Origin of the sequence: Amycolatopsis albispora, from assembly GCF_003312875.1 — a bacterium.
GTDB classification, from domain to species: Bacteria; Actinomycetota; Actinomycetes; order Mycobacteriales; family Pseudonocardiaceae; genus Amycolatopsis; species Amycolatopsis albispora.
Map to the genome: position 1 here is coordinate 8,453,235 of NZ_CP015163.1, position 14,999 is coordinate 8,468,233.

The window sequence follows — 14,999 nt, forward strand, 5'->3', positions numbered from 1 at the left end:
CATGTACGACGTGATCGTGGTAGGCGCCGGGCCGTCCGGCCTGAACGCGGCGCTGATCCTGGGCCGCGCGCTGCGGCGCGTGCTGCTGGTGGATTCCGGCGAGCCGCGCAACGCCCGCGCGCACGCGATGCACGGCTTCCTCAGCCGGGACGGCGTCGATCCCGCCGAATTCCGCCGGATCGCCAGGGAGGACCTGGCCAAGTACGAGACGGTGACCGTGCGCGATGTCGCGGTCGCCTCGGTGACGGCCGACGAAGCGGGCGCGTCGGTGGAGCTGGCCGACGGCACCACCGAGCAGGCACACAGCGTGCTGCTGACCGTCGGCAGGCGCGACCGGCTGCCCGAGGTCGGCGGCGTGGCCGAGTGGTGGGGCCAGGGCGTCTACGGCTGCCCGTACTGCCACGGGTTCGAGGTGCGCGGGCGGAAGCTGGCCGTGCTGGGCGCGGAAACCTCGGCCGCGCACCTGGCCGTGCAGCTGACCCGGTACAGCTCCGACGTGGTGCTGTTCACCAACGGCACGCCGGAGTTCGACGAGGAGGCGGCCGCGGCGCTGAAGGTGTGCGAGGTAGAGGTGCGCACGGACGCGGTCGAGCAGGTCACCGGCGCCGACGGGCACCTCACCGGGGTGCGGGTCGCGGGCGAGACGATCGCGCGCGACGCGATGTTCATCAAGACCCCGCTCGACGCCCACGGTGAACTGGCCGAGGCGCTGGGCTGCGAGCTGATGGACGACGGCTCGGTGCGCATCGACGAGCACGGGCACACCTCGGTGGACCGGGTCTACGCCGCCGGTGAGGCCGCCCGGCTGCCGAACTGGCCGTCACCGTGGATCCACGCGGTCACCAGCGCGGCGCTGGGCGCGATGGTGGCGCTGAGCATCGACCACGACCTGATCGTGGCGGACGTGCGCTCGAAGTTCGGGATGTAGGGCTCAGCCGGGCGTGCTGGCCCAGCCGGTCAGGTGGGGGATCTTCACCCCGAACGGGCCGTGGAGCAGGAACTCCTCGGTCTCCACCCGCGCGAAACCGGCCGCGTCGATGGCGCGGCCGGTCTCGCGCGCGGGGTCGCAGCCGCCGTCGAGCCAGCGCGACACCGGCGCCACCGTCTTCTGCGCCCAGCGCGACCACGTGCCTTCGGGTGCGGCCACGTGCTCCAGGAAGACGTACCGCCCGCCCGGCCGCAGCACCCGCACGATCTCGGCGAGCACCCGGCGCTGGTCCTCGACCGAGCACAGCACGATGGTGCCGACCACCGCGTCCACGCTGTGGTCGGCCAGTGGAATCGCCTCCGCCGCACCGCCGATGACCGGCCCGTTCGCCTGCTCGCGCAGTCGTTCGTGCAGGTAGGGGTTCGGTTCGAGGCCGAGCCAGCGGACCCCGCGCGGGAAGTGCGCGGTGTTCGCCCCGGCGCCGGGGCCGATTTCCAGCACCGTGCCGGTCAGGTCCGCCAGCAGCCTGCGCCGCTGCGGGCCGTACATGCCCGCGCCACCGGCCGACCGGTTGCGTGCGGCGCGCCGCCAGCCGCGGGCCGTGCGCGTGGTCATCCGGCGGCGGCCTTCTCGGTGATCTCCTCCACGACCTCGATCACGCGCGCGGCTCCGTCCTCGTGGCGCAGGTCCGCCGCGATCGCAGCGGCTCGTTCAGTGTAGGAGGGCACACCGACGGCTTCGGTGATCTTGGCCGCGAGCCCGGCCGCGGTGAGCCCGCGTGCCGGGATCGCCCCCGGTGCGGTGCCGAGGTCCACCAGGCGCCGCGCCCAGAACGGCTGGTCGTGGGAAAACGGCACAGGGACCGACGGCACGCCCGCCCGCAGAACCGCGGCGGTGGTCCCCGCGCTCGCGTGGTGCACCACGGCGGCGACGCGGGGCAGGAGCCATTCGTGGGGCACGTGGCCGACGGTCAGCACGGTATCGCCCGATGCGGTCAGGTCACCCCAGCCCGAGTGCACGATCGCCCGCATTCCGGTGCGCCGGATCGCCTCGGCGACCGCCTGCTGCTGCTTGCCCGCCTGACGCGCGACCACGCTGCCGAAGCTGACGTACACCGGCGCGGGGCCGTCGTCCAGGAAGCCGACCAGCTCGCCGGGTGGTTCCGCGGTGGAGTACGGCCACCAGAAGCCGGTCAGCTCCTGTTCCGGCCGCCAGTCACGCGGGCGCGGCACCACCAGCGGGCTGATGCCGTGCAGCATGCGCTGCCCGGGATCCGGTGTGAGCTTGCCCTTGAGGCCGAGCCGGGACCGCAGTTCCGCCAGTGGCTTCGCGAACATCCGGGGTCCCAAGTGGACAAACAGCTCGCCCGCCTTGCGGTTGAGCCACGGTCCCAGATCGCGGCCGCCGAACAAGGCGGGCGACAGCTCGCGGGTCGGCGCCGCGGGCTGCAACGGCAGCGCGACGCACGGAATGCCGTACGCCTCGGCGAGGCTGTTGCCGAAGACCAAAGTGGACATCGGGCAGAGCAGCACGTCGGCCTGCCCGGCGACGTTGATCATCTCGGGCACTTGCTCGCGCAGACCGTCCGCCAGCAACCGCATCGGGGACTTCCGGCTGTTCGCGGTGACCGCCCGCGGGTCCACGGAGGACAGCGGGTGGAAGCCGAGCCCGGCGGCGGTGATCGCCTCGCCGAACCGGGCCACCGCCGCGACCGTCACCGGGTGCCCGGCTCCGGCGAGCCGCCTGCCCAGCCCGAGGTACGGCAGCACGTCGCCGTCGCTGCCGCTGGCCAGGACCACCACACGCGCCATGAGCCGAGGCTAGCCACGGCTGCCTGGGGTGATGCCCAGTCTTGACGCAACCAACTGGTTGCCATAGAGTCGCAACCAGTTGGTTGCTACATAGGAGGCAGACATGGCATTTCCCGATCGCATCGAGCGGACCGTCGAGGTCGCCCAGCCGCCCGCGAAGGTCTGGGCGGCGCTGACCACCGCCGAAGGGCTCGGCACCTGGTTCGGCAACGAGGCCACCATCGACCTGCGCCCCGGTGGCGCCGCCCAGCTGAAATGGGACACCGGCGACACCGCCGACCTGCGGGTCGAGCGCGTCGAGGAGCCGTCCGTGTTCGGGTTCACCTGGCACATCTACGGCCTGCCCGAGGACGACCCGCGCCGCACCTACGTCGAATTCACCCTCGAACCGGCCGGTGGCGGCACCCGGCTGACCGTGGTCGAGAGCGGGTTCGGCCAGCTCACCGAGGACGCCCACGAGAAGGCCTACGGCGGGAACACCGAGGGGTGGCGGCTCGAACTCGGCGAACTGGTCGAATACCTCGATGCAGCCTGAGCACGAGGCCGTCGCCGAGCGGGTCTTCACCGCGCTGGCCGACCCGAGCCGCCGCGCGGTGCTGGCCGCGCTGGCGGCCGGCGGGCCCGCCACCGCGACCGAGCTGGCCGATCGCCTGCCGATCACCCGGCAGGCGATCGCCAAGCACCTGAACCTGCTGGCCGAGGCCGGTCTGGTGACCGCGGAGCCGGGGGAGCGCCGCCGCGTGCGGTACCGGCTGCGGTCGGCGCCGATGCGGGTGGCCCAGCAGTTCCTGGCCGCGCTGGCCAGGGACTGGGACAGCCGGCTGGACGCGCTGAAATCGCGGCTCGAGCAGGGTTGAGGGGTGCGCGCGTAAATTACGCGATCGTGCAGTAGCAAGATCACCACCCGTAGTGACGTAGTCGCGGTGTTCACCTGATCCAGGGGTCGATACCCTGGACGAGTTGACGCGTCGAGGTGAAAGGTGGCGTTCGGCGATGGAACCCGCGACGGAACTGGGGCGACGGCTCCGGGAGATTCGCGGGTGGCGTCAGCTCAGCCTGCGGGCGGTGGCGCAGCTCTCCGGGTACTCCTTCACCTATCTCGGCCAGATCGAGCGCGGCGAGAAGCCGGTGAACAGCAGGCGCGTGCTCGAAGCGCTCGCCCGCACGCTCCGCGTCTCGCCCACCGAACTGACCGGAAAGCCTTACGCGGCAAGGGATCCGCTCGACGACGACATTCGCGCCGGGGTGCCCGCGGTGGAGGAGGCGCTGACCGGCTGGTGGGTCGGCGAGGCGCCCGAGCAGCCCGAACGGCCCTGGTCGCAGCTCTGGGCCGACGTGGTGCGCCTGAACAAGGTGCTGCGCCCGGACGCCGACTTCGCCGCGCAGGTGGTGCTCATCCCGCAGCTGATCCGCGAGCTGCTCACCGCGTCGGCCGAGCCCGCGCACCGGCGCGAGGCGCTGGTCGGGTTGATCGGCACCTACAAGGCCGCCGCCTACCTGGTGCACGACCTCGGGTTCGCCGGGTTGCCCGCGCTCGCGGTGGAGCGGATGCGCCAGGCCGCCGAGGAACTCGACGATCCGGTGTGGACGACCTACGCCGCCTACCAGCGCGCCCAGCTGCTGTCCGGGGCGAACCGCGCGCGGCAGTACGAGCTGGCCGTCCGCGTGGCCGAGCTGCCGGGGGCGCGGGCCGAGACGGCCGGGCTGGCGCACCTGACCGCGGCACTGGCCTCCGCCGCCCGCGGCCAGGCCGACCAGGCGAACACGCACCTGGCCGAGGCCGCCGCGCTGGCCGACACGCTCGAGGCCGACGTGAGCCCGTGGATGGACACCAACTTCGGCCGCACCAACGTCGGCATCTGGCAGGTGACCATCGGGCTGGAGCTGGGCATGGGCGCCGGGGTGGCCGAACTGGCACGCCAAGTGCGACCGGTGGGGGTCTCGCGCTCCCGCCAGTCCGCCTTCTGGATGGATCTGGGCCGCGGTCTGCTCACTGAGCGGAAAACCCGGGAGCAAGGCCTTTCCGCGTTGCTGAAGGCGGAAGAGCTGGCCCCGCAGAAGGTCCGGAACAACGTTTTCGCTCGTGAGGCCGTCGCGGACCTGCTCGGCAGCGCCCGCCGCGAAGCCGGTGGCCGCGAACTGCGGGGCCTCGCCTGGCGCATGGGCGTTGCCCCAACCGGGTAAACCACGGCACGTGTGCACTTCTGGTGCACAAACCGGCTTTCGGCGCGCCTAGCGTGATTGCGCGATCACGGGAGGTGCTGGTGCCTGGCGAAAGACCGGAGCCACGACGGGCGGACGGCGAAAGCCCCGCCGCCTTCGTCAGCCGGGTGTTCCGGACCTGCCGCTGGTGCGGCACGCGGTACCCCGACGCCTGGACCTGCCTGTTCCACGAATGCCGGTGTGACGGCGAGAACCGGCCGCCGTGGCCGGAGGCCGACACCGATCGCGGCGCGTGGTTCGCCACCGCCCGCACAGCCCCCGGTGGAACGGACTGACCCCCGACCCGTCCGTTCCGCTGGGTCCCACCGCCCACCGCGGCGTCCGAAGAGGACTGGGGCGCCGGTGCACCACACCGGACAGTCCGCTTAGGACGTCGCGGTGGCGGTGAGTAACCGTTCGGTCCGTGGTGGCCGTGATTTCTCGTCGCCTGTTCCCTCGACTTTTCGCGCGCGGTACGGTTTGTGCTCGGCGTCGGCGCGAGAGCGGGGTGATCAGCATCGAGGCCGGGACCACGGCGGACTACGCCACCGAACTGCTCGTGCTGCTCGACCGGCTGCGCGCGCAGACCGGCCGCGAGGACGTGCCGAAGCGGGAGGTCCTCGACGACAACCTCGCGCTGCTCGCCGAAGACATGCGTGCCCTGCAGCGCGGGCAGGCCGGCACCGTCCACCCCGAGCTGATGCTGAGCCGGTGGTCGCGGGTGCAGTCGCTGCTCGGTGGCCGCGCCCGGTTCGCGCCGCTGGTGTCGGCGATCTCCAGCCGGATCGAGCACCTGTTCCGCTGAGCCGGCGCACACCTGGCGCACAGCCGGTTCACAGCCCGGCGCGCTTGACTCGCCCGCATGCCCAAGAAACTCGGCGCGCTGGTGCTGCTGGTGCTGGCCGCGGTCACCGTGCGCACCCTGTTCTTCGACTACCGCTCCGGTGACTACAACGCGTTCCTGCTGCGCTGGTACGAGTTCATCGAGCAGAACGGCGGCTGGCGCGCGCTGCGGCACGAGTTCGCCAACTACAACGCGCCCTACCTGTACCTGCTGGTGGTGCTCAGCTACCTGCCGGTGCCGCCGCTGATCGGGATCAAGCTGATCTCGGTGGTGTTCGACTTCGTGGTGGCCTATTTCGCCTACCGCTTGGTCGACCTCCGGTACCCGGGGCGCTGGTGGCCGGTGCTGGCGGGCGCGGTGGTGGTGTTCCTGCCGACCGTGGTGCTGAACAGTTCGATGTGGGCACAGGCGGATTCGATCTACTCGGCGTTCGCGGTCGGTGGTCTCTACTTCGCGCTGCGGCACCGGCCGTACCTGGCGTGTGCGTTCTTCGGCTTGGCGCTGGCGTTCAAGCTCCAGGCGGTGTTCCTGTTCCCGGTGTTGCTGCTGCTGGTGCTGGCCAAGCACGTCCCGTGGCGCGCGTTGCCGCTGGTGCCCGCGGTCTACCTGGTGCTCGACGTGCCCGCGTTGCTGATCGGCGCCGACCCGGTGGCGTTGCTGACCATCTACGCGACGCAGACCGAGACCTACGGCCAGCTCACGCTCAATGCGCCGAACGCGTACCAGTTCCTGACCGGGGCGGGCGGCACCGAGGTGCTCAAGGCGGTGGGCGTGGCGGTGACCGGGGCGCTGGTGCTCGGCGGCATCGTCGCGCTGCTGGCCAGGGCCACCGAGCTGACCACCACGCGGATCGTGTTGCTGGCGGCGGTTTCGGCGCTGCTGGTGCCGTACTTCCTGCCGGCCATGCACGAGCGGTACTTCTATTTGGCCGACGTGCTGACCGTGGTGGCGGCGTTCTACCTGCCGCGGGCGTTGTGGCCGCTGCCGGTGCTGACCCAGTTCGCATCGCTGTTCTCGTACCTGCCGTACCTGGCCGCGGACGGTGGTTTCGGTGGTACGGCTCCGGCCATTGTGGACTTCCGGGTGCTGGCGATGGTGATGCTGGCCGGGCTGGTGCTGGCGGTGTGGGTCACCGTGGAAAACCTGTCGGACCCGCGGCCTAGTCTGCCGGGATGGACGAGATCATCACCTACCTCGAGATGACCGCGGCGGCGGAGCTGCGCCCGGCGGCGCCGGTCGACGGGCTGGTCCTGGAGCCGGTCGCGCACACGTCGCCGTTGATCAGGGAGTTGCACGCGCGCATCGGCACGCCGCACGGCTGGAGCAGCGCCACCCGCACGGCGGAAGGCTGGGCGGAGTGGCTGGCGAAGGAGGCGCGCCAGTACCGCGTGATCCGCTTCGCCGGGGACGCCGCGGGCGCCTGCGACTACGTACCGCGCGATGGTGGTGAGGTGGAGATCAGCACGTTCGGCCTGGTGCCCGAGTTCGTCGGCCGAGGCCTGGGCGGCTATGCGCTCACGCTCACCCTGCGGGAGGCTTGGTCCTTGCCGGGGACGCGGCGGGTATGGCTGCACACGTCGTCCAAAGACCACCCGAACGCCCTGCCGAACTACCTGCGGCGCGGCTTACGCGTATACCAACCGGGCTAGCGGCGCGGCTGGCCTCGCGTGTATCGCTCCCGCCCGGCGCCGCGCGGCTGGCCCCGCACGTTTCGCTACCCGGCGGTTCGGTCGGTGCTCCCGGCAGGGCTTGCGCGTGCAGCAGCCCGGCTAGCAACGTGGCGGGAGCCAACCCGGTGTGGTGATCACCTGCTCCGGGCCCACCGGCATCTCGCCGCCGAAACTGAAACCGACCAGGCTGCCCGGGCAGACCGCCACCCCGGCCGGGCCGTCGCCGGTCTGTGAAGTGCGCCATGCCACCGGGGCCAGCCCGACGCGCCACACCTTCCAGTAGGGCGCGCCGTCTTCGTGCCCGGCGCAGTCGTCGTCGGCCGCGGTGGGGAAGTTGTTGATCCGGCACACGTAAGCGCGGTCGCCGTACGGGCCTTCGCCGCGGCCCGCGTGCACGGCGAGTCCGGTGCTGTCGAGCGCCTGGCGGGCATCGGCGCCGTGTGCGCAACGGACCACGAGTTCACCCGGCAGCGCGACGGCGACCGTGACGCCTTCGCAGCCTTCGGCGGTTTCCGGGCCCGGCATCGGGCTGGGCAAGGTCAGCAGCAGTGAGGCGAGTACGGGAAGAACAGCCACAAACCGGACAGTACGGCTGTTCTGCTTGTCGCGCAGGACGAGCCGCTGTTGCACAGATCACCTTCCATTCACGGGAAACCGCGGCCGAATTGCGCCACTTGGCGGCAAATGCCCGCTTTCCGGGTACTTGTGAAAACGCCCGGAACCGGAGAAGGATATGACCTCTCGTAATCGAGTTCCTCCAGGCGAGTGAACCGATTTTGCCGAATGGATCATCAGTTCATTCGGGTCCTCGAAAGGTTTTGAGCGTGACACTGAGACGCCTTGCCGCTGCCCTTGTCCCCCTCGCTCTCGTGGTGGCGACGCTGACCGCGGGCGGCACCGCCGCCCAGTCGGAGTTGCCGAAGCAGAGCCCGATCAATGTCACCCCAGGTGCGATCCAGATCGACCTGAACCAGCCGAAGCTGAATGTGTCGTACGGGCATTCGGATCTTGAGCTGGAGTACGTCCGGAAGGACACCGCCGACCCCGCCGGGTGCACCACGCGCCACCACGAAGAGACGGAGGAGGCCGGGGTCGCCGCCGGTGCCGGGCACGTCACCGTGGCCGGGGTGCGGTACGAGCTGGAGCAGTTCCACTTCCACACCCCGTCCGAGCACCGCTTCGGCGGGCACGCGGACCCGCTGGAAATGCACTTCGTGCACCGGAGCGCGGCGGGGCGGCTGCTGGTGATCGGCGTGCCGCTGCGCGCGGGTCATGCGTCCACTGTGGACACCGTGCTGGCGGAACTGGCGCCGGAATGCGGGGAGCGCGTCGCTATCCACGACGTCGACCTGAACTCGCTGCTGCCGGCGAACCGGAGCACCCTGCGCTACGACGGCTCGCTGACCACGGCGCCGTTCAGCGAGGACGTGCAGTGGTTCCTGACCGCGGAACTGACCGTCACGCCCGCGACCATCGCGCGGTTCCAGGGCCTGTTCACCGACGGTAACGCGCGCCCGGTGCAACCGCTGAACGGCCGCACCGTCACCGCCGTCCCCCAGTTCTGACCGTCCGGCGCGGGCGCTTGGTGTCACGAATGTGGCTTTCGAGACGCCGAACGTCTCGAAAGCCACATTCGTGACATCCTCCGGGCGCCAGACGCGATGGTGTCCCGCTCGGCGGCCGCCAGGTCGGCGCTGTCAGGTTGGCCGGGGCGCTATGAATGTGGCTTTCATTGCGGAATCCGCAATGAAAGCCACATTCATAGCGTTGGGCCCGCGAAAGTCAGGGGCGGCGCAGGGTGGTGGCGAGCACGGCGCGGTGCGTGGGCTTGGCCTCCGCGTAGCGTTGCTTGCCGTCCTCGGTCAGCGTGATGAAGATGCCGCGCCGGTCCTCGTCGCAGATGGCGCGTTCGACCAGGCCCTCGCGCTCCAGCCGGGCGACCAGCCGTGAGGTGGCGCTCTGGCTCAGGTGCACGGCCTCGGTGAGGTCCGCGCCCCGGCACTTGCGGTCGCAGGTGGCCAGCCGCTCCAGCGCCTCGAACTCGTTGATGCCGATGCCGTGCTCCTCCTGGAGCCGGCATTCGAGCGCGTTGAACACCGCCGCGTGCCGCGCGGACAGCTCGTGCCACTCCCGCACCAGTGTCTGCTCGGCCACATCGCTCACCCGGCCAAGATAACATGCACGCGAATCTGATGCAAAGTCATTAAATGCGTTGGCATTAGATGCGCGTGCATGTACTGTCATGGTCCATGAGCTTGTCCACCTCCTCGACCCGGTGGGACGCGCGCCTGTGGGGCGTGCTCCTGACCGTGTCCACCGTCGTCGGCCTCGACGCGCTCGACGTGTCGATGGTCGGCGTCGCCCTGCCCTCCATCCAGGCCGAACTCGGCCTTTCCACCAGCGCGCTGCAATGGGTCATCAGCGCCTACGTGCTCGGCTACGGCGGCCTGCTCCTGCTCGGCGGGCGCACCGCCGACCTGCTCGGCAGGCGCCGGGTCTTCCTGGTCGCGGTCGCCGTGTTCGCGGTCGCCTCACTCTTCGGCGGCCTGGTCGACAGCGGCCCGCTGCTCATCGCCAGCCGGTTCATCAAGGGACTGGCGGCCGCGTTCACCGCGCCGGCCGCGCTGTCGATCATCACCACGACCTTCCACGAAGGCCCCGCGCGCAACAAGGCGATCAGCATCTTCGCCGTGTTCGGCGCGAGCGGGTACTCCGCCGGGCTGGTCTTCTCCGGCCTGCTCACCGAGGTCGGCTGGCGCTGGACCTTCCTGCTGCCGGTGCCCATCGCGCTCGCCGCGCTGGTCGCCGCGCTCAAGCTGATCCCGCAGTACCGCCCGGAAACCGGCAGCGGGTACGACTTCCCCGGTGCGATCACCGGGGCCGCCGGCTCGCTGCTGCTGGTCTTCGCCGTGGTCGAAGCGCCGGAGATCGGCTGGGCCTCGCCACGCACGCTGATCTCCTTCGCGCTCGCCATCGCCCTCCTGGTCGCCTTCGTGTTCATCGAGAAGCGCTCGAAGCACCCGCTGCTGCGGCTGGGCATCCTGCGCTCCGGCCCGCTGGCCCGCGCGAACATCGGCGGCGCGTTGTTCTTCGGCGCCTACATCGGGTTCCAGTTCGTGGTGATGCTGTACCTGCAGTCGGTGCTGGGCTGGTCCGCGCTGCAGACCGCGCTCGGCTTCCTGCCCGCGGCGCTGATCGTGGCCTTCGGCTCGCCGAAGATCGAGCCGCTGATCGACCGCCTCGGCACCCCGCGCACCATCCTCGCCGGGGTCGCCGCGCACGTGGTCGGTTACGCGTTGTTCCTCGGCATCGACAAGGATTCGAGCTACGCCGGCGCGGTGCTGCCCAGCATGATCCTGCTCGGCATCGGGTTCACGCTGGCCTTCTCCTCGCTGAACATCCAGGCCACCGCCGGGATCAGCGACGACGAGCAGGGCCTCGCGGGCGGTTTGCTGAACACTTCGGTCCAGGTCGGCGGGGCGATCGGCCTCGCCGTGGTGACCGCGGTGCTGACCGCGAACGGCGGTGAAGGGGTCCACGTGCTCGACGGACTCACCCCCGCGCTGAGCGTGGTCACCGGCATCGCCGTGCTCGGCCTGCTGGTCGCGATTTCCGGTGTGGTCAAGCGTTCGCGGGCGGCTCAGCCGGAGCTCGCGCTCGCCGCGACGAAGTAGCCGTCCACGCGGCCACGGCGCTGACACAGCCGAGGCCGAGCCAGCGGATCGCCGAAAGCTGCTCGTCCAGCACGAGCAGCCCGGCGACCGCGGCGACCGCCGGTTCGAGGCTGAGCAGCACACCGACCGGCCCGGCGCCGATGCGCCGCAGCGCGGACTGTTCGAGGGTGTACGGGAGTACCGCGGTGATCGTCGCGACGGCGGCGCCCGCCAGCAGTACTCCCGGCGCCCAGTCCACCGGCTGCGCGAGCAGTCCGGTGGGCGTGCCCAGCACGGCGGCGAAGGCGACACCCCAGGCCAGGCCGGACGGTCCGCCGGTGAGCATGGCGACCTTGCGGCTGAGTACCAGGTACGAGCCCATCGCCACCGCGGAAAGCGCCGCGAGCAGCAGGCCAGGCCAGGGGAGCGGGCCGCCCGCCGGATCGTTCAGCAGCCAGACCCCGGCGCCGGCCACCACGGCGGCGCCGAGGTCGGGCAGCCGCCGTGAACCGAGCAGTCCCACGGTCAGCGGCCCGAGCAGCTGGATCGTGCTCGCCACGCCGACCGGCAGGTACCGCATCGCCGGATAGACCAGGTTCATGCCCGCGACAGCGGTGCCGAGCGCGAAGATCCACGGCAGCTGCCGCCGGTCGGGCAGCTTCGGCCGGAACCACACGAGCAGCAGCAAGGCCGCGAATCCCAGGCGCAGCGCGACAACTCCGCCCGCGCCGATGTCACCGGAGAGCTGCTTGCCGAAGGCCTGACCGGTCTGCGTGCAGATCGCCGCGGTGAGCACAAGAAGCGGAGCGGGAACCATGCCGCCAGCTTCAGCCCGCCGAACCGTTCAGGTCCATCGAGGATTTCAGGTGGTTTTCCTTTAGCGTCGGCTACATGATGGACCTTCGACGCGTGCAGGCGCTCCGCGTGCTGGCCGATCGCGGCACGGTCACCGCGGCGGCCGAAGCCCTCTTTGTCACGCCATCGGCGGTGTCCCAGCAACTGCGAGCGCTGGCTGACGAACTCGGTGTCGAACTGCTCGTCCGCGACGGCCGCCGGGTGCGCCTCACCGCCGCCGCGCACGCGCTCCTTGAACACGCCGACGCCCTGCAGGAACACTGGGAACGCGCTCGCGCGGATCTCGGCGGGTCACGCCGGACGTTGCGCTTCTGCGGGGTGTCGTCGGCCATCGCCGCGCTGCTTTCGCCCGCCGCGGCCGCCCTGCACGAGCATGATCCGCGACGCCGGATCGAACTCGTCGAAGAGGAAAGCGAGGAATGCTTCCGGCTCCTGCTCGCCGAACAGGCCGATCTCGCGGTGGTCCTGCCGACACCGGCGAGCCCGCCGGTCGACGATCCGCGGTTCGAGCAACGGGTCCTGCACGAGGACCCGCAGGACCTGCTCGTGCCGTCGGCGCACCCGCTGGCCGGACGGGACGGCGTGGTGCTCGCCGACGTGGCGGCCGAGCGCTGGATCGTCAAGCCACGCCAGAACGACACCTACGACCTGCTGCTGTCGGCGTGCGCCGCGGCGGGGTTCACGCCCGCGGTGGCGCATCAGGTGAAGGAGTGGTTCGCCATCTCCCGGCTGGTCGCCGACGGTTTTGGCGTCTGCCTGCTGCCGCGCCTGGTCCCGATTCCCGCCGAGCACGCGGTGACCAGGGTGCCGTTGACGGGAAATCCGCGGCCGGTCCGCAAGCTCGTCGCCTGCGTGCGGCGGGGCAGTGCCGGGCAGCCGGATCTGGCCGAAGCGCTGGCCGTGCTGGACGAAGTCGCGTCCAGGGTATAGCTTTGTCCGCAAAGGTAATTTGCTGGCAAAGCAAAGAGGAGTAGACGGCATGACCGTTCTTGTCACCGGAGCCCGCGGGAACATCGGCAGCAGCCTGGTCGCCGAACTGGCCAGGCGTGGTCATCCCGTGCGTGCGTCGGCCCGTGACGTGACCGCGCTGAAGGTGCCCGACGGGGTCGAGACCGTGCAGCTGGATCTGCTCGCCCCGGACAACGCGGAGGCGGCATTGGCCGGGGTCGGCGCGATCTTCCTGTACCCGACCGCACGCGTCGCTCCGGTGGATTTCCTTGCGGCGGCGGAGAAAGCCGGGGTGTCCTACGTGGTGCTGCTGTCCTCTCCGGACGTTTACGAGGGCGCGCTGGACAACCCGCTCCGGCTCGCCCACTTGCCGGTCGAGGAGGCGGTGCGCGGTTCCGGGCTGCGGCACACGGTGATCTATCCCGGCTGGCTGGCCACCAACGCGCTCCGCGACTGGGGCGAGCAGATCCGCACCGGCGACCGCGTCGGCCTCTTCCACCCGGACGCCCGGTTCACCCCGATCCACGCTGACGACATCGCCGAGGTGGCGGCCGAACTGCTGACCACCGACCGCTACCCGGGCACCACGCTGACGCTGACCGGGCCGGAATCGCTGAGCCAGGCGGAAATCGTCGCGGTGCTGGCCGAGGAAGTGGGGCGCCCGATCGCGGTGGACGCGCTGACCAGGGAACAGGTGCACGAGCGTCGCCCGCACTGGATGCCGGCGGCCATCCTGGACCACCTGATCAGCGGTGCGGAACGGGCGGCCACCATGCCCGCGCCGGTGAACAACACCGTGGAGCGCTTCACCGGTCATCCGCCGCGTGGTTTCCGCCAGTGGGCCGCCGAGCACCGGGCGGAGTTCGCGCGGGCTTGATCGGGGCCCGTTCCTGCTCGACGATGGGGGGATGACGCCGCGCGAGACACCGCCGTTCCGTGCCGACCACGTGGGCAGCCTGCTGCGCCCGCCCGCACTGCGGGACGCCCGCGCGAGAGCGGCCGCCGGTGAGATCGGCGCGGTCGAGCTGCGGACCGTGGAGGACGAGGCGATTCGCGAGGTGGTCGAGCTGCAGCGCGCGGCCGGGCTGCGCTCGGCCACCGACGGGGAGTTCCGCCGCGGCTCGTGGCACATGGACTTCATCTACCGCCTGCGCGGGATCGGCAAGAGCGACGAGCAGCTGCACGTGACCTTCCACAACGACCGGGGCGACCTGGAGTTCAGCCCGTCGGCGTTCCGGGTGACCGGTGAGATCGGGCTGGACGAGGTCGTCTTCGCCGACGACTTCACCTTCCTGAAGTCCATTGTGGACCCCTCGGTGACGCCGAAGCAGACGATCCCGTCGCCGAGCATGGTCTACTACCGCGGCGGGCGGGCCGCGGTGGACGAGACGGTGTACCCGGACCTGGAGCGGTTCTACGACGACCTGGCCACCGCCTACCGCCAGCAGATCGCGGGCATGGCCGGGCTCGGCTGCACCTACCTCCAGCTGGACGACACCAGCCTGGCCTATCTGAACGACCCCGAGCAGCGCGCCATGGTGGCCAGGATGGGCGGTGACCCGGACAAGCAGCACGTGCGCAACATCGCCACGATGAACGCCGCGCTGCGCGACCGGCCCGCCGGGCTGCGCGTGACCACGCACTTGTGCCGCGGCAACTTCCGCTCGTCGTGGGTGGCCGCCGGTGGGTACGACTTCGTCGCCGACGCCTTGTTCAACGAACTCGACGTGGACGGCTACTTCCTGGAATTCGACGACGAACGCTCCGGTGGTTTCGAGCCGCTTCGGTTCGTGCCCAAGGGAAAGCAGGTCGTGCTCGGGCTGGTCACCACCAAGCGCGGGGCGCTGGAGAGCGTGGATTCCCTGCGCGCCAGGGTGGAGGCCGCGGCGAAGTACGTCGACATCGACCAGCTCTGCCTGTCGCCGCAGTGCGGGTTCTCCTCGACCGAGGAGGGCAACGACCTGACCCTCGACGAGCAGAAGGCGAAGCTGGAGCGCATCGTCGAGACCGCGGCGCTCATCTGGGATTAGGGTGGGAATCCACCCGACTTTCGTCTGTCCGGTTTTGTCGGAAAGCCGCCGCTTTCCC

Annotated in this window: 18 protein-coding genes; 13 read left to right on the forward strand and 5 right to left on the reverse strand. The window is 70.7% G+C overall.

Going from position 1 to position 14,999, the window contains the following annotated elements; genetic code table 11:
- Position 1: 1 nt before the first annotated feature.
- Complete coding sequence (locus tag A4R43_RS39235; protein ID WP_113696706.1) at positions 2-928, forward strand: NAD(P)/FAD-dependent oxidoreductase; 927 nt, start codon at positions 2-4, stop codon at positions 926-928.
- A gap of 3 nt (positions 929-931) precedes the next feature.
- Here A4R43_RS39235 and A4R43_RS39240 read toward each other — a convergent pair whose 3' ends face one another.
- Complete coding sequence (locus A4R43_RS39240) at positions 932-1,543, reverse strand: class I SAM-dependent methyltransferase (protein WP_113696707.1); 612 nt, start codon at positions 1,541-1,543, stop codon at positions 932-934.
- Positions 1,540-2,739 carry a glycosyltransferase gene (locus A4R43_RS39245; protein ID WP_113696708.1) on the reverse strand — a complete coding sequence of 400 codons (1,200 nt, stop codon included), beginning with the start codon at positions 2,737-2,739 and terminating at the stop codon, positions 1,540-1,542. Before A4R43_RS39245 ends, A4R43_RS39240 begins: the two co-directional genes overlap by 4 nt.
- Positions 2,740-2,842: 103 nt before the next feature.
- Here A4R43_RS39245 and A4R43_RS39250 point away from each other — a divergent pair, with 103 nt between their 5' ends.
- The 7 genes from A4R43_RS39250 (at position 2,843) to A4R43_RS39280 (ending at position 7,434) form a co-directional block, all read left to right on the forward strand.
- On the forward strand, positions 2,843-3,274 hold the full coding sequence (locus A4R43_RS39250) for an SRPBCC domain-containing protein (RefSeq protein ID WP_113696709.1): 432 nt from the start codon (positions 2,843-2,845) through the stop codon (positions 3,272-3,274).
- Positions 3,264-3,596 (forward strand): metalloregulator ArsR/SmtB family transcription factor, encoded by a 333-nt coding sequence (locus A4R43_RS39255; RefSeq protein WP_113696710.1) that lies wholly within the window; start codon positions 3,264-3,266, stop codon positions 3,594-3,596. The genes A4R43_RS39250 and A4R43_RS39255 overlap by 11 nt, the downstream gene beginning before the upstream one ends.
- A gap of 136 nt (positions 3,597-3,732) precedes the next feature.
- Positions 3,733-4,923 carry a helix-turn-helix domain-containing protein gene (locus tag A4R43_RS39260; RefSeq protein WP_113696711.1) on the forward strand — a complete coding sequence of 397 codons (1,191 nt, stop codon included), beginning with the start codon at positions 3,733-3,735 and terminating at the stop codon, positions 4,921-4,923.
- Between the two features lie 80 nt (positions 4,924-5,003).
- On the forward strand, positions 5,004-5,237 hold the full coding sequence (locus A4R43_RS39265) for a hypothetical protein (protein ID WP_162788754.1): 234 nt from the start codon (positions 5,004-5,006) through the stop codon (positions 5,235-5,237).
- A 212-nt stretch (positions 5,238-5,449) separates the two neighbouring features.
- On the forward strand, positions 5,450-5,746 hold the full coding sequence (locus A4R43_RS39270; protein WP_113696713.1) for a hypothetical protein: 297 nt from the start codon (positions 5,450-5,452) through the stop codon (positions 5,744-5,746).
- Between the two features lie 57 nt (positions 5,747-5,803).
- A complete protein-coding gene (locus A4R43_RS39275; protein WP_113696714.1) occupies positions 5,804-6,988 on the forward strand; it encodes a hypothetical protein in 1,185 nt (394 codons plus the stop codon).
- Positions 6,958-7,434, forward strand: a complete 477-nt coding sequence (locus A4R43_RS39280; protein WP_113696715.1) for a GNAT family N-acetyltransferase — start codon at positions 6,958-6,960, stop codon at positions 7,432-7,434. Before A4R43_RS39275 ends, A4R43_RS39280 begins: the two co-directional genes overlap by 31 nt.
- A gap of 120 nt (positions 7,435-7,554) precedes the next feature.
- Here A4R43_RS39280 and A4R43_RS39285 read toward each other — a convergent pair whose 3' ends face one another.
- The gene (locus tag A4R43_RS39285; protein ID WP_162788755.1) at positions 7,555-8,031 is read right to left on the reverse strand and encodes a hypothetical protein; all 477 of its coding nucleotides are present in this window, start codon (positions 8,029-8,031) and stop codon (positions 7,555-7,557) included.
- A gap of 296 nt (positions 8,032-8,327) precedes the next feature.
- Between A4R43_RS39285 and A4R43_RS39290 the strand changes: the two genes are divergently transcribed.
- On the forward strand, positions 8,328-9,020 hold the full coding sequence (locus A4R43_RS39290; protein WP_162788756.1) for a carbonic anhydrase family protein: 693 nt from the start codon (positions 8,328-8,330) through the stop codon (positions 9,018-9,020).
- 217 nt (positions 9,021-9,237) lie between these two features.
- Here the strand turns inward: A4R43_RS39290 and A4R43_RS39295 are convergent, their stop codons facing one another.
- Entirely contained in the window at positions 9,238-9,618 is a 381-nt protein-coding gene (locus A4R43_RS39295; protein ID WP_113696718.1) for a MarR family winged helix-turn-helix transcriptional regulator, read from the reverse strand.
- Positions 9,619-9,704: 86 nt separating this feature from the next.
- On the opposite strand from A4R43_RS39295, the gene A4R43_RS39300 reads away from it, so the two are divergent.
- Positions 9,705-11,129: an MFS transporter gene (locus A4R43_RS39300; protein WP_205215162.1), complete on the forward strand. Its 1,425-nt coding sequence runs from the start codon at positions 9,705-9,707 to the stop codon at positions 11,127-11,129.
- Here the strand turns inward: A4R43_RS39300 and A4R43_RS39305 are convergent.
- Positions 11,077-11,925 carry an EamA family transporter gene (locus A4R43_RS39305; RefSeq protein WP_113696719.1) on the reverse strand — a complete coding sequence of 283 codons (849 nt, stop codon included), beginning with the start codon at positions 11,923-11,925 and terminating at the stop codon, positions 11,077-11,079. The two genes, A4R43_RS39300 and A4R43_RS39305, sit on opposite strands and share 53 nt — an antisense overlap.
- Positions 11,926-11,999: 74 nt before the next feature.
- On the opposite strand from A4R43_RS39305, the gene A4R43_RS39310 reads away from it, so the two are divergent.
- Genes A4R43_RS39310 through A4R43_RS39320 form a run of 3 tightly spaced genes read left to right on the forward strand, consistent with a single transcriptional unit; the run spans position 12,000 to position 14,941 of the window.
- Positions 12,000-12,893 carry a LysR family transcriptional regulator gene (locus A4R43_RS39310; protein WP_113696720.1) on the forward strand — a complete coding sequence of 298 codons (894 nt, stop codon included), beginning with the start codon at positions 12,000-12,002 and terminating at the stop codon, positions 12,891-12,893.
- Positions 12,894-12,942: 49 nt separating this feature from the next.
- Entirely contained in the window at positions 12,943-13,788 is an 846-nt protein-coding gene (locus A4R43_RS39315; RefSeq protein WP_113696721.1) for an SDR family oxidoreductase, read from the forward strand.
- A gap of 31 nt (positions 13,789-13,819) precedes the next feature.
- Entirely contained in the window at positions 13,820-14,941 is a 1,122-nt protein-coding gene (locus A4R43_RS39320; protein WP_113696722.1) for a 5-methyltetrahydropteroyltriglutamate--homocysteine S-methyltransferase, read from the forward strand.
- Positions 14,942-14,999: the final 58 nt, after the last annotated feature.

Bases quoted from the DNA above. Each gene is read 5' to 3' on its own strand.
- A4R43_RS39305 (WP_113696719.1), bottom strand. From the start codon at position 11,925: ATGGTTCCCGCTCCGCTTCTTGTGCTCACCGCGGCGATCTGCACGCAG.
- A4R43_RS39235 (WP_113696706.1), top strand. From the start codon at position 2: ATGTACGACGTGATCGTGGTAGGCGCCGGGCCGTCCGGCCTGAACGCG.
- A4R43_RS39310 (WP_113696720.1), top strand. From the start codon at position 12,000: ATGATGGACCTTCGACGCGTGCAGGCGCTCCGCGTGCTGGCCGATCGC.
- A4R43_RS39280 (WP_113696715.1), top strand. From the start codon at position 6,958: ATGGACGAGATCATCACCTACCTCGAGATGACCGCGGCGGCGGAGCTG.
- A4R43_RS39315 (WP_113696721.1), top strand. From the start codon at position 12,943: ATGACCGTTCTTGTCACCGGAGCCCGCGGGAACATCGGCAGCAGCCTG.
- A4R43_RS39255 (WP_113696710.1), top strand. From the start codon at position 3,264: ATGCAGCCTGAGCACGAGGCCGTCGCCGAGCGGGTCTTCACCGCGCTG.
- A4R43_RS39275 (WP_113696714.1), top strand. From the start codon at position 5,804: ATGCCCAAGAAACTCGGCGCGCTGGTGCTGCTGGTGCTGGCCGCGGTC.
- A4R43_RS39245 (WP_113696708.1), bottom strand. From the start codon at position 2,739: ATGGCGCGTGTGGTGGTCCTGGCCAGCGGCAGCGACGGCGACGTGCTG.
- A4R43_RS39250 (WP_113696709.1), top strand. From the start codon at position 2,843: ATGGCATTTCCCGATCGCATCGAGCGGACCGTCGAGGTCGCCCAGCCG.
- A4R43_RS39240 (WP_113696707.1), bottom strand. From the start codon at position 1,543: ATGACCACGCGCACGGCCCGCGGCTGGCGGCGCGCCGCACGCAACCGG.
- A4R43_RS39300 (WP_205215162.1), top strand. From the start codon at position 9,705: ATGAGCTTGTCCACCTCCTCGACCCGGTGGGACGCGCGCCTGTGGGGC.
- A4R43_RS39260 (WP_113696711.1), top strand. From the start codon at position 3,733: ATGGAACCCGCGACGGAACTGGGGCGACGGCTCCGGGAGATTCGCGGG.
- A4R43_RS39320 (WP_113696722.1), top strand. From the start codon at position 13,820: ATGACGCCGCGCGAGACACCGCCGTTCCGTGCCGACCACGTGGGCAGC.